Source organism: Zoogloea sp., assembly GCF_030157465.1.
Classification (GTDB): Bacteria; Pseudomonadota; Gammaproteobacteria; order Burkholderiales; family Rhodocyclaceae; genus Zoogloea.
Window position 1 is genome coordinate 55,255 of sequence record NZ_JAOAUU010000167.1, and the last position, 12,613, is coordinate 67,867.

General features: G+C 65.9%; 11 protein-coding genes. 10 read left to right on the plus strand and 1 reads right to left on the minus strand.

Annotation, left to right across the window (positions count from 1 at the left end; all coding sequences use genetic code 11):
• Window positions 1-275 precede the first annotated feature (275 nt).
• The 3 genes from Q1W26_RS20210 to Q1W26_RS20220 all read left to right on the plus strand — a co-directional run bounded on the left by Q1W26_RS20210 (window position 276) and on the right by Q1W26_RS20220 (window position 3,920).
• Window positions 276-1,484, plus strand: a complete 1,209-nt coding sequence (locus Q1W26_RS20210) for a ChaN family lipoprotein (protein ID WP_300444294.1) — start codon at window positions 276-278, stop codon at window positions 1,482-1,484.
• A gap of 3 nt (window positions 1,485-1,487) precedes the next feature.
• Window positions 1,488-3,527 carry a M1 family aminopeptidase gene (locus Q1W26_RS20215; protein WP_300444296.1) on the plus strand — a complete coding sequence of 680 codons (2,040 nt, stop codon included), beginning with the start codon at window positions 1,488-1,490 and terminating at the stop codon, window positions 3,525-3,527.
• Between the two features lie 126 nt (window positions 3,528-3,653).
• A complete protein-coding gene (locus tag Q1W26_RS20220) occupies window positions 3,654-3,920 on the plus strand; it encodes a DUF2249 domain-containing protein (protein WP_300444298.1) in 267 nt (88 codons plus the stop codon).
• A 39-nt stretch (window positions 3,921-3,959) separates the two neighbouring features.
• Here the strand turns inward: Q1W26_RS20220 and Q1W26_RS20225 are convergent, their stop codons facing one another.
• Window positions 3,960-5,165, minus strand: a complete 1,206-nt coding sequence (locus tag Q1W26_RS20225) for an HPP family protein (protein WP_300444300.1) — start codon at window positions 5,163-5,165, stop codon at window positions 3,960-3,962.
• A gap of 154 nt (window positions 5,166-5,319) precedes the next feature.
• Between Q1W26_RS20225 and Q1W26_RS20230 the strand changes: the two genes are divergently transcribed.
• The 7 genes from Q1W26_RS20230 (at window position 5,320) to Q1W26_RS20260 (ending at window position 12,611) form a co-directional block, all read left to right on the plus strand.
• Window positions 5,320-6,429 (plus strand): hypothetical protein, encoded by a 1,110-nt coding sequence (locus tag Q1W26_RS20230; RefSeq protein ID WP_300444301.1) that lies wholly within the window; start codon window positions 5,320-5,322, stop codon window positions 6,427-6,429.
• Window positions 6,430-6,509: 80 nt separating this feature from the next.
• On the plus strand, window positions 6,510-7,949 hold the full coding sequence (gene thrC, locus Q1W26_RS20235; RefSeq protein ID WP_300444302.1) for a threonine synthase: 1,440 nt from the start codon (window positions 6,510-6,512) through the stop codon (window positions 7,947-7,949).
• Window positions 7,950-8,016: 67 nt separating this feature from the next.
• On the plus strand, window positions 8,017-8,436 hold the full coding sequence (locus tag Q1W26_RS20240) for a c-type cytochrome (protein ID WP_300444305.1): 420 nt from the start codon (window positions 8,017-8,019) through the stop codon (window positions 8,434-8,436).
• Window positions 8,437-8,483: 47 nt separating this feature from the next.
• Window positions 8,484-9,713: an NAD(P)/FAD-dependent oxidoreductase gene (locus tag Q1W26_RS20245; RefSeq protein WP_300444307.1), complete on the plus strand. Its 1,230-nt coding sequence runs from the start codon at window positions 8,484-8,486 to the stop codon at window positions 9,711-9,713.
• A gap of 50 nt (window positions 9,714-9,763) precedes the next feature.
• Window positions 9,764-10,765 carry a YeeE/YedE family protein gene (locus Q1W26_RS20250; protein ID WP_300444309.1) on the plus strand — a complete coding sequence of 334 codons (1,002 nt, stop codon included), beginning with the start codon at window positions 9,764-9,766 and terminating at the stop codon, window positions 10,763-10,765.
• Window position 10,766: 1 nt separating this feature from the next.
• Complete coding sequence (locus Q1W26_RS20255) at window positions 10,767-12,110, plus strand: FAD/NAD(P)-binding oxidoreductase (RefSeq protein ID WP_300444312.1); 1,344 nt, start codon at window positions 10,767-10,769, stop codon at window positions 12,108-12,110.
• Window positions 12,111-12,131: 21 nt separating this feature from the next.
• Window positions 12,132-12,611, plus strand: coding sequence for a thiosulfate oxidation carrier protein SoxY (locus tag Q1W26_RS20260; protein ID WP_300444315.1), 480 nt, complete (start codon window positions 12,132-12,134; stop codon window positions 12,609-12,611).
• Window positions 12,612-12,613: the final 2 nt, after the last annotated feature.

Below are 12,613 nucleotides of genomic sequence, written 5' to 3' on the forward strand. Positions count from 1 at the left end.
CTTGTTTTTAGAGGGCTTTTTTGTCGTCTGATTTTCCTGGCATGCCGTTCGGTGTGCCATCGGTTTTTCTGCTTGCCATCCGCCCCCGGTTTTCCGAGTCATTGCGCGTGGAGCGTAACTTTTGCGCCGGAAGCTTGTCGGACGCCAACACGCGCCGCTTTCTTTGCAGGTTCGATACCCCTGGCGCTGGGGGCAATCGGGCCTCGAGACTGAACTGGCAGGAATGTCGGGGCCGGCCTTCGGCACAAGTCACGTAATAAGACGAGGTTTTCAGGATGACTGCTGGATGTTTTCGTCGTATCGGCCTGGCGCTGTTTTTGACGGGCGCCGGCGCGGCCCTTGCCGGGCCGGTGGCCCCCCGCGAGCGCGCCCAGCCGGCTCAGGCTTGCAGCGAGGCCGGGCGCTGGCTGGCCTTTGATGGCAAGCGGCTCCTGGGGGTGCCTGCCGGCGGTGTTCTGGCCGATGCGGCGGCGAACGAGGTCGTGCTGATCGGTGAGCAGCACGACGTGGAGGACCATCACCGCTGGCAGCTGCAGGTGCTGGCGGCACTGCATGCCCAGCGGCCAGACATGGTGATCGGCTTCGAGATGTTTCCCCGGCGCGTGCAGCCCGTGCTCGACCGCTGGGTGAGCGGGCAGTTGAGCACTCAGGAGTTTTTTGCCCAGGCCGAATGGGAGAAAGTGTGGAATTTCCCCCCGCAGCTTTATCTGCCGCTGTTCGAGTTTGCGCGTATCAACCGCATTCCGATGGTGGCGCTCAATGTGGACCAGAAGCTCATCCGGGCGATTTCCGAGAAAGGCGGGCAGGCCGTGCCGTTGGTCGAGCGCGATGGTGTCGGGCGTGCGGCGTCACCGCCCGCGGCTTATCGCGAGTTTTTGCGTGAGATGCACCTTGCCCACCTGGCCGGGCGAAACCAGGCACCGGGCAGGCAGGGGAGCTTCGAGAATTTCCTCGACGCCCAGCTGACCTGGGACCGGGCGATGGCCGAAGCGCTGGCCCGGCGTGTTACGCCTGCCGACAGCCCGCAGCGCCCGCTCGTTGTCGGCATCATGGGCAGCGGGCATATCCGCTTTGGCCATGGCGTGGCGCACCAGTTGCGCGATCTCGGTGTTACGCGGGTGGCAAGCCTGCTGCCGGCCTCGACGAAAGAGGAGTGCCGGAGCCTGCAGCCGGGGCTCGCCAGTGCCTTTTTCCTGCTGCCGGAAAAGCCCCAGCCCGCCCCGGAGCCGCCGCGCCTTGGCGTGACGCTCGAAGAGGGTGAGAAGGGCGTCCGCATCGCGCAGGTGTCGGCCGGCAGCCTGGCCGAAAAATCCGGTCTGCTGGCGGGTGACCGCATTGTCGACATGGCGGGGCGCCCCGTCACGGGCAGTGCCGACGTGCTCGCCGCGGTTCGACGTCAGCCGCCCGGCACCTGGCTGCCGCTGAAGGTGGCGCGCAAGGATGCGCAGCTCGAAATTGTCGTCCGCTTTCCGGCGCGGTCCTGAGCCATGCTCATGCGATTCAGTAGCTGGAAAAGGGTGCTGGCAGTGCTTTTGCTGGTCGTCGGCGGGCTTGCCCGGGCCGCACCGACGATCGAGCTCGATGTCGTGCTCGATCCGCAGACACGGGATTTCAGCGCGAGCGCCGTGCTGAGCCCGGCAGAGCGCGATTTCCGGTTTTTACTGCACGAGTCGCTGCGCGTTGGCGCGGTTTCTGCGGGCGGGCGCGTCCTGCAGGCCGAGTCGCTGGCCGGCCCGGCCGGTTTGCGGCAATGGCGCATCCGGCTGGACAGGGCGGGTGAGCGGGTTCGGCTCGAGTACGCCGGGCGCCTGCCGCCGCTGGATCGCCAACGGGATCACCGGGGTGTGCTGCAGCGGATGCCGCCCATGAGTTCGCCGGAGGGAAGTTTTCTGCCCGCTGGCAGCGCCTGGTATCCCCAGTCGCAGGCGATGATCAGCTATCGCGTAAAGCTCACGCTGCCCGGTAGCCAGCGCGCCGTGGTGGCCGGCCGGCGGGTGGCCGAAACCCTGCCGACCACGCCCGGCGACGCTTATCGGGCGACCTTCGAATTCCTCCCGCCCACCGACGGTATCGACCTGATGGCCGGCCCCTGGGTGGTGCGCGAAAAAGCCATACCGCGCAATGGCGCGCCGCCCCTCTACCTGCGCACCTACTTTTCGCCCGAACTGGATGCCACGCCCGGCCTGGCCGAGGCTTATCTGGACGATACCCGGCGCTACATCGAGCGCTACAGCCGGGAGATCGGCGATTACCCCTACGGCGAGTTTTCGATCGTCGCGGGCCCGCTGCCCACCGGCTTCGGCATGCCCACGCTCACCTATCTGGGCGAGGCGGTGATCCGCCTGCCGTTCATCCGCAAGACATCGCTGGGCCACGAGGTGCTGCACAACTGGTGGGGCAATGGTGTTTACGTCGATCATGCCCGCGGCAACTGGTCGGAGGGGCTGACTACCTTCATGGCGGACTACGCTTTCAAGGAGGACGAATCGCCGGCCGCCGCCAGCGAAATGCGTCTCGGCTGGCTGCGCGATGCGCTGGCCTTGCCCGCCGACGAGCAGCCTGCGCTACGCGATTTCCGGTCGCGCACCCACGGCGCCGAGGCGGCTGTCGGCTACGGAAAATCCGCCATGCTGTTCGTGATGCTGAAGGAGCGCATCGGCGAGACGGCGTTTCGCCAGGGGATTCGCGAGTTCTGGTCGGCCCGGCGTTTCAGGGTGGCGGCCTGGCAGGATCTGCAGGCCGCTTTCGAGCGCGCGTCCGGCCAGAATCTGGATGCCTTTTTCTCGGCGTGGCTGAACCAGCGGGGCATGCCCGCAGTTGCGATCGAAAGGGCCGAAACCCGCCCGCTCGGCAGGCAATATCAGCTCAGCCTGGTGCTGGGGCAGGGGGCGCCGGCGTTTCCGCTGCGCCTGCCCCTCGAAGTGACCGCCCCCGGCCGGCAGGAGGTGCGCTGGGTGGATGTTTCCGCGGGGCGCACAACGCACACCCTTGTGTTCGACTTCCAGCCGCAAAGCCTGCGCCTCGACCCGGACATCCGCGTCTGGCGGCGCCTTGAAGCCGGCAGCCTGCCGCCTATCCTGCGGCGCTGGATCGGCGCTGACGCACCACAGGTCGTGAATCTTGGGGCAGCGTCCGGCACCGCGGCCGCGGTGGATGCGCTGGCGCAGCGATTTTTCGAGCGCGCGCCCGGCAAGCTCGCCGAAGCCGGGCTGGCCAGCGCCTTGCGTGGCCGCGAGCCGGTTCTGATTGCGGGAACCCACGCCGAGGTCGATCGCGCCCTGGCGGCGGCGGGCCTGCCTGCGCGCCCGGCGCAGCTGGGGGGCAAGGGCACCGCCCAGGTCTGGACCGTGCTGGGCGCGCTTCCGCTGGCGGTGATTTCGGCGGACAACGCCGCTGCGCTGGGTGCCCTCCAGCGCGGTCTGCCCCATTACGGCAGCCAGAGCTGGCTGGTCTTCGACAAGGGGCAGGTGATTGAAAAAGGCGTGTGGCCGGCCAGCCTGCGGGTAATCCCGGTGACACGGCGCTGACTGTGGGCAAGCGTGGCGGGTGTTGGCGTCAACCCGATCCAGATCAAGGAAAGCGTCGAATCCAGACGGCAAACTGCTGATACCCGACAGATTCAGTCGGATTTAACGCACCCGCCAGGAGCCCGTATGCAAGCCATTCACGCCTGCAACCACACCACCCCGGAAGCCATCTACCCGTTCGACGCCCGCGGCATCGCCAAGCGCTTTCGCCACGCGGCGATCTTCGGGGCGCTGGACGCCTTGATACCGGGCGAAGTGATGCGCTTTTGCAACGACCACGACCCGATTCCGCTGCTCGGCCAGCTCCAGCAGCGTTACGGCGAAAAGGTGACGATCACCTACCAGCAGCGCGAACCCGGCGCCATTGTCATCGACTTTGCGAAGGTCGGCTGATCGTCGCTGGCGGGGGCTTGAACCCTGGCCCCCGCGCAATCACGCCTTGTCAGCCTGCACGTAATCAAGGGCTTCGTGCTGGAACAGCACGGCGGTCATGGTGGCCGGGGTGATGATGCCGGTCAGCCGGCCCGCTTCGTCCACCACCGGCACGCCACGCTGGCCTCCTTCGCCGAGCAGATCGGCCGCCGCGGCGATGCCTTCTTCCGTCGCCACGCTTTTAAGCCCTTCGGCGGGCGTCTGCATGATCTGGCCGACGACTTCCGGCTTGCTTGCATGGGGGCCGGGCGTCGGGCGCAGCAGGCGGCGCACGTTGTCGCCGATGCGCAGGCCTCCGCTTTCATCGCGGTCCGGCTCCACATGACGCAGAAAATCCTCCAGCCGCAACAGGCCGATGACCCGCTGGCCCCGGTCCACCACCGGCAGCATGGCCAGGCTGTGGCGGTTCATCAGCCGCCAGGCCTCGTTGAGCCCGGTGGCAAACTCGACGCGGACGGGCGTGGCTTCCATGATGTCGCCGCACCTGAGCAGCACGTGGCGGTGAAAGGCGTGGCGCGCGGCGCGCTGGAAAACCTGTGCCAGATCGTTTTCGCTTACGTCGAGATAGGTGTCGAGTTCGGTGAGGGCGGCGGCCAGATCGGGATGCTGTACGCCCGCGGGGCTGCGCCGCGCCGGCACAGGGGTCGAGACGGCCGGCGAGCACAAGGGGTAACGGCGGCCCGGCAACAGGTTGTTGACTGCGGTGGCGGCAATCAGCATGGCCAGCGCGTTGGCGCCGGTGGCGGCGATGCTCGATGCGGCGTCCAGCCCCTGGGCGGCCGCCGCGGCCATCACGATGGCCATGGCGCCGCCGGGTGGATGCAGGCAGCGCAGCCACGCCATGAGCCATACGGAAATTGCAACGGCCAGGCCGACGGCCAGGTAATTCACCGGAATCCAGCGTCCGCAGGCAAAGCCGACCAGCGCAGGCAGCAGCAGGCCACCGACAACCGACCAGGGCTGGGCCAGGGGGCTGTGGGGCAGCGCGAACAGGATCACCGAGCTTGCGCCGAGCGGCGCCAGCAGGCGGCGGGCGTCGGCGGAAACCGGCAGTACGAACAGCACGCCTTCAAAGATCAGCACGCCGAGCAGCGCGGCAATGGCGCTGCGCCAGCGTTCATGGGGGGAGAGCGGCGCGGCGTCGGCAAACAGGTAGCGGCGGGCAAAGCGGTCGAGGGCCGCATGGACGTGGCGGACGGGGTTCATTGCGCGGGCGATGGGCGTGGGACGGCAGACTCTGAGCGTTTCCGTCGCGGCTCGCCTTGACCTGGGTTTGGTGCGCTATCGTTCGGCCGGGCGCTGCGCCAGAGGCCTTACATTTTTTTCTGGCAAGCGCAGAGGCTGGACGCAAGGAGGATGTGTGCTGATTTATCTCGGATGTTGCACGGTGCTGGCCTTTGGGCTGGCCCTGGTGCTCATGCAGGCAGGTGCCGCCCCGGCGGCCGTTGCCCACGCGGCCTTTGCGCTGGGGGCGATGCCGCTGATCTTTGCGGCGATGGGGCATTTCGTGCCGGTGCTGACCCGCAGCAGCGGGGCCGGGAAGGCGGTGCATCGCCTGCCGCTGGCCATGCAGCTGGCCGGAGCAATGGTGGTGGGTGTGCTGGCCGGAGCGCTGCCGGGCTGGACGCTGCACGCTGCTGCGGTGGTCGGGCTGGTGGCGACGGGCCTGTTTCTGGCCTGGCAGTGGCAACGTGGCAACAAGGCGCTCGGCCAGCCCCATCCGGGCCTCGCCTGGTACAAGGCCGCGCTGGGCTGCCTGATACTGGCACTGCTGGCGATTTTTGTCGGGCTGCTGTGGCCGGCGGCTTATGCCCCATTGCGGCTGGCCCACCTGCATCTCAACACCCTCGGTTTCATCGGCCTCACCGCCATCGGCACGCTGCATGTGCTGATGCCGACCGTGCTCGGTCAGCCCGACGCCCAGGTTGCCCAGCGCTTGCGCCGCCAGTTGCCGTGGGCGCTCGGTGGCGTGGCGGCCACTGCGGCGGCCGGCGTGCTGCCGTGGCTGACGCCTCTGGGGGCGCTGCTGATGGGCGGCGTGGTCCTACACACCCTCGTCGGCTGGCTGAAAACCCACGGCTGGCGGCGAATCCTTGGCGACGGGGCTGCGGTGCCGTTGTTTGGGGCCGGCGTCGGCCTGCTGGCGGTGATTGCGGCCGGCATGGCCCATGGTTTTGGCCTGATGCCCGGGCGGCTGGCGGTGAGTGCCTTCTTCGCGCTTTTTCTGCTGCCGCTGGTGACGGGCGCGCTGTCGCAGTTGCTGCCGGTGTGGCGTTTCCCCGGCCCGATGAGCCCGCTGCGGGAGCAGATGCGGGCCCGGCTGGTGCGCTTGGGGCAATTGCGCACGGCGTTGTTCCTGGGCGGAGGCGGGCTGCTGGCGATGGGCGTTGGGGCCGGTGCGGTGCTGCTCGCGGCGGGCGTGCTGCTGTTTGCCGTGGCGCTGGCATCCGGGCTGGTGCTGCGGCGCTGAGACGCATGGCGGGCGGGTGGCGGCGAAGGGCCGCCGGCTGTGCTATCTTCCAAGCCTTCGTTTTCAACTCGGCGAGAACCATGCGCTACATCTCCACCCGCGGCCAGTCTGCGCCCCAATCCTTCTGTGACATCCTGCTTGGCGGCCTGGCGCCGGATGGCGGCCTCTACCTGCCGGAAAGCTACCCGCAGATCAGCCGCGCCGACCTCGACGCCTGGCGCAGGCTGCCCTATGCCGAGCTGGCCTTCGCGATCCTGTCGCGCTTCATCGACGACATCCCGGCCGCCGACCTCAAGGCCATCTGCGACAAGACCTACACCGCCGACGTGTACGGCTACGTGCGCGATGGCGCCAAGGCGTCGGACATCACCCCGGTGCACTGGCTGGAGCCGGGCAAGCTCGGCCTGCTGGAACTGTCCAACGGCCCGACGCTGGCCTTCAAGGACATGGCCATGCAGCTCCTGGGCAATCTCTTTGAATACGTGCTCGACAAGCGTGGCGAACAGATCAACATTCTCGGCGCCACCTCCGGCGACACCGGTTCGGCCGCCGAATACGCCATGCGCGGCAAGCACGGGGTGCGCGTCTTCATGCTCTCGCCCCACGGCCGCATGAGCGCCTTCCAGCGCGCCCAGATGTACTCGCTGCAGGACGACAACATCTACAACATCGCCGTGCGCGGCATGTTCGACGATGCCCAGGACGTGGTGAAGGCGGTTTCCAACGACCACGCCTACAAGGCAAAGTACAAGATCGGCGCCGTCAATTCGATCAACTGGGGCCGCGTGGCGGCCCAGGTCGTGTACTACTTCAAGGGCTACTTCGCCGCCACCGACAGCAACGACCAGCAGGTCGACTTCGTGGTGCCGTCGGGCAACTTCGGCAACATCTGCGCCGGCCACATCGCCCGCCAGATGGGCCTGCCGGTGAAGCGGCTGGTTCTCGCAACGAATGAGAACGACGTGCTCGACGAGTTTTTCCGTACCGGTGTGTATCGCCCGCGCAGCACCGCCGAAACCCACGCCACCTCCAGCCCGTCGATGGATATTTCCAAGGCGTCCAACTTCGAGCGCTTCGTGTTCGACCTGGTGGGCCGCGATGGCAACACGGTTCGCGAGTTGTGGAGCAAGGTGGATGCGGGCGGCGCCTTCGATCTGTCCGCGTCGCCGGAATTCGCGAAAATCGGCGATTACGGCTTCGTTTCCGGCAGCAGCAAACACGCTGCCCGCCTGGCCACGATCCGCCGCGCGGATGCCGAGTACGCCACCGTGATCGACACCCACACCGCCGATGGCCTCAAGGTCGCTTTCGAGCTGGCCGATCCGTCGGTGCCCACGCTGGTGCTTGAAACCGCCCAGCCGGCCAAGTTCGAGGAAACCATCGTCGAGGCGCTGGGCCGCAAGCCGGCACGCCCGGCCGGCCTTGAAAACATCGAAGCGCTGCCCCAGCGCGTCGAAGTGATGGATGTGGATGCCGAGGCGATCAAGGCCTTGATCGCCCGCACGGTCGACGCCGCCTGATCGGCTGACGCGTCACAAAATCCCGCCGGCGATCCGTTTTCGGGTTGCCGGCGGGATTTTTATTTACGTGCTGAAAATCGAGGTTTTCCGTGATTTCGAGCGTGCCTCCATGCGCGCCGAAAAAGCGGGTTTGCGTATTTTTAAAAGGTTTCTGATGGCGTTTTCACAGCTTTTTGTTCGGTCTTTCATTGCGCTTGTCGGCATGGGCCTGTTTTTAGCCGGGCCCGCGCGTGCGGCCGATCTGTCCGACGATTCGGCATCGATCCTGGCGGGCAACTGCGTGAATTGCCATGGCCCGAGTGGCCGTTCCCTGAGCGCCATCCCGACCATCCGGGGCGTGAATGAAGAACAGCTTCGCGTGCGTCTCATGGCTTTTCGGGAGGGCCGCGATGCCGGTGTAACCGTGATGACCCGATTGATGAAGGGCTACGACGCAGACCAGATCGCTGCGCTGGCGAAGTGGTTTGCGAAGGACAGGGCGCCATGACCGGGCTATCGCGTCGCAGGATTCTGGGAAGTCTTGCTGCAGGGAGCGTGGCCCTTGCCGCGCCTTCCATCGTGCGTGCGGGTGCCGGCTCGGCCCGTGTCGTGATCGTCGGCGGAGGCTTTGGCGGAGCGACCGCTGCCCGCTACCTGAAATTGCGCGCACCGCAGCTTCGGGTGACACTGATCGAGCCCGCCAGGCGCTTTTATACCTGCCCGTTTTCGAATCTCTATCTGGCGGGCCTGCGGAGCTGGGAGAGTATCGGCCACGGTTATGACGGTTTGCGCGGCGCGGGGGTCGAACTCGTCCATGCCCAGGCCGAGGACGTGGACACCCGGCTACGAACCGTCAGGCTGTCCACGGGCCAGACCCTCGGCTGGGACAGGCTCGTGCTCTCACCCGGCGTGGATATGCGCTGGAATGCCCTGGAGGGATACGACGAAGCAGCCTCCCTGCTCGCCCCTCATGCCTGGAAGGCCGGGCCGCAGACGCAGCTCCTGCGCCGCCAGATGGAGGCGATGGAGCAGGGCGGCACCTTTGTCATGGTCATTCCGGAAAACCCCTTCCGTTGCCCGCCGGGGCCGTACGAGCGCGCCGCGATGCTGGCCCACTATTTCAGCCGTCACAATCCGCGCGCCAAGATCCTTCTGCTCGACGCAAAAGACAATTTCTCCAAGAAGGGGCTGTTTCAGCAGGGCTGGAAGGCGCTCTATGGCGACATGATCGAGTGGGTCGGCCTGACTGACGATGGCCAGGTGACCCGTGTGGATGCGAAGGCTCTGGAAGTGCAAACGGCCTTTGGCCAGGTGCACAAGGCATCGGTGCTCAACGTGATTCCTCCCCAGAAGGCCGGTTTCATTGCCGAACGGGCGGGCGTCGTCGATGCCAGCGGCTGGGTTCCGGTCAAGGCGGAAAGCTTCGAGACGCAGCGCGTGGCCGGTATTTACGCGCTGGGGGATGCGACGATTGCCGCGCCGATGCCCAAGTCCGCCTTTGTGGCCAATACCCAGGCCAAGCTTGCGGCCGCCGCCATTGTGGCGGAACTCACGGGCCGGGTGCCGCCCGTGGCGAGTTATGCCAACACCTGCTACAGCCTTCTCGCGCCCGGTTACGGCATTTCCGTGGCCGGGGTTTATCGCGCCGAACAAGGTGGCATTGCCGAAGTGCCCGGCTCGGGCGGTGTCAGCCCCGCCAATGCGGATGCGGCATTCCGGGCGGCTGAAGCCGCGTACGGCGAAAGCTGGTATGCCGCAATCTGCGCCGATATCTGGGGGCGTTGAGCGTGATATCGCTTCTGTGGGCCGGGTTGTTGCTGGGATGCGGATTCGGGGTGGCCGCGCGTCTGGGAAATTTCTGTCTTCTCCGGGGGTTCCGGCAAATCCATTCAGGCGCAGGCGATGCGCCGGCCTTGCGTGCCTACGCGCTGGCCCTGGCTGTCGCAATCGCGGCAACCCAATGCCTGGCATCGATGCAGCAGCTTGACCTGGCGCAGGCCCAGATCGTGCGCACCGCCTTTGGTGTTCCCGGTGTGTTGATGGGTGGCGCCCTGTTCGGTTTCGGGATGGTGATGGCGGGCAGTTGCGGTGCGCGCGCCATCGTGCTCCTTGCCGGTGGCAACCTGCGTGCCCTGGTCGTGCTGGCCAGCCTCGGCCTGGCCGCGCAGGCCACCCTGACGGGCGTGCTCGCACCGCTGCGGCAGCTGCTCCAGGGGTTCGGGCAGGTCCAGCTCGACTTCGGCACGCTGCCGGCGCAGCTGCAGGCGGCGGGGATGAGCGACGGCCTGGCGGTTCTGGTTGCGGCGGCGCCTCCGGTTGCCGTGTTGTTGGGCTTCGCTTTGCGCAACGGCGTTTTACGCCGCATGCCCCTGGATGCGCTGGCCGCGGTCGTGGTGGGTTTGCTGGTGGCGCTGGGCTGGTGGATCACTTCGCATGTAGATGTCGATCCCTTTGATCCGGCAGCGCTGACCTCCCTGAGCTTCATCGCCCCCGTTGCAGAAACGTTTCTCTATCTGCAGGTTGCGGTGGGGCGGGGGATGAGCCTGGGCCCTGTGGTGGTCTTCGGAACGCTGGTGGGCGCTTTTGCGGTGGCGCTCGCCACGGGGCGTTATCGTCTGGAAGGTTTTGACAGCCCGCAACGCCTCTGGGCTTCCATTGCCGGTGGCTGCCTGATGGGCTTTGGCGGCGTGCTGGCGGTCGGCTGCTCCATCGGGCAGGGGCTGTCCGGTCTGTCAACCTTGGCATTCGCCAGCATTCCGGCATGCTCCGGAATTGCGCTGGGTACTTTTATCGGCTTGAAGGCTGAGTCTTCGATCCGCTCTCTGGGAGGCAAATAACATGAATCGTCGAAATTTCCTGATCACTCCGCCTGCGCTGGCCCTCGCCATTGGCATGGGGGGCGCATCGCAGCCGGCCCTGGCGGCGCCTGCGATCATCACCTCCAATTCGCGCATCCTGCCCCGTGACGGCAAGAAACCCCGCATCGTCATCTGTGGCGGTGGATGGGGGGGAATGACCGCCGCGCGTTACCTGCGGGAACTCATTCCGAATTCCGACGTTGTGCTGCTCGAGCGCAATCCGACCTTCTGGTCGGGCCCCATGAGCAACAAATGGCTCATCGACATTGTGAGCACGGATTTCGTGAACCATGACATGCAGCGGCCGGCCAATCTTTACGGCTACACCTTGCTGCAGACCGAAGTGACCGGCTTCGAGCGGGATCGCAAGCTGGTACGGACAGCGCATGGCCTGATCGAATACGACTTCCTGATCCTGTCCGGCGGCATCCGCAATGCTTACGACGCCTGGTTCGGCAACGATCAGCGGGCCATCGACTACACGCGCACGCATTTTCCGTCGGCCTACATTCCGAATGCCGAGATGTTTGCGCTCAAGCGCAAGATCAAGGAGTTCAAGGGCGGCACGATCGTCATGACCCTCCCGCCGCCGCCCCATCGCTGCCCGCCCTCGCCTTACGAGCGGGCCTGTCTGATCGCCTGGCACATCAAGAAGAACCGGATCCCCGGCAAGATCCTGATTCTCGACCCGAAGCCGAAGGTCGCGCCGATCCACATGGGCTATCAAACCGCCTTCCAGGAGCTTTATCCGGACATCATCACCCACGTGCCAAATGCGAAGGTCGTGGAGGTCGATCCTTTCAACAAGCGCATCAAGACCACCGCTGGCGAATTCAAGTTCGACGACGCGATTCTGATGCCTCCCCACCAGGCGGCGGAGATGGTGTGGCACGCCGGGCTGATCGGCAAGGATGCAAACGGCAAGCCGACCGGCTGGGCGGACATGCATTCGCGCCTCTTCCATGCAAACAGCGACGACAGCGTGTATTTCGTCGGCGATCTGATGGGCTTCATCTCGGATCAGTTCGGCCACTACCCGAAGAGCGGCCACGTGGCGAACTACATCGGCCGGATCGTTGCGCAGAACATCGCCGAGCGCGTGGCGGGCAAGGAGGTGGTGGCCCGCCTGCCCGACAACCTGTGCTACATGATGGTCAATGCCGAGCCTCAGGAAGAAATCTCGGTCAAGTTCGAGTACGAGGTCGATGCCGCTTCCGGCAAGGTCATCCAGACCCAGATCGACATGGACGTTCGGACGGAAGACCTCGTGAAAGAGGATTTCGCGTGGATCAAAGAGAAGTTCAGCGACTTCCTGGCCATTTGATTTGATGAGGAGCTTTGCAGAATGAAGCGACGTAATTTCGTTGCGGGCAGTGTCGCGCTGGGAGCGGCCCTGGCGATGTCCAGTGGCCGGGCTCAGGCCCAGTCGAAACCGGTCCTGGCGGGGCCGTTGGCCCCGAATCCGGCCGAGTTCAGAAAGGCGATGAACGAATTCGTGGGCAATGCAACGCCCGTCGAGGCCGGGCTGAAGCTGGAGCTGCCCGTTCTGGCGGACAACCCCGGTGCCGTGCCCGTGCACGCCAAGGTGACCTTGCCGATCACGGAGAGCCAGTACTGCAAGGAACTCATCGTGCTGGCGGAACTCAATCCGTCGCCGCTGGCGTGCCGCTTCAGGTTCTCTCCGGCCACGGGAACGGCGGAAGCCGCCGTCCGGCTGCGTCTGAGCCAGACACAAACCATCCATGCCCTGGCGCGAATGAGTGACGGCAAGGTGCTCATCGCAAAGCAGACCGTGACGGTGGCTGCCAGCGGTTGCGGAATGTAAGG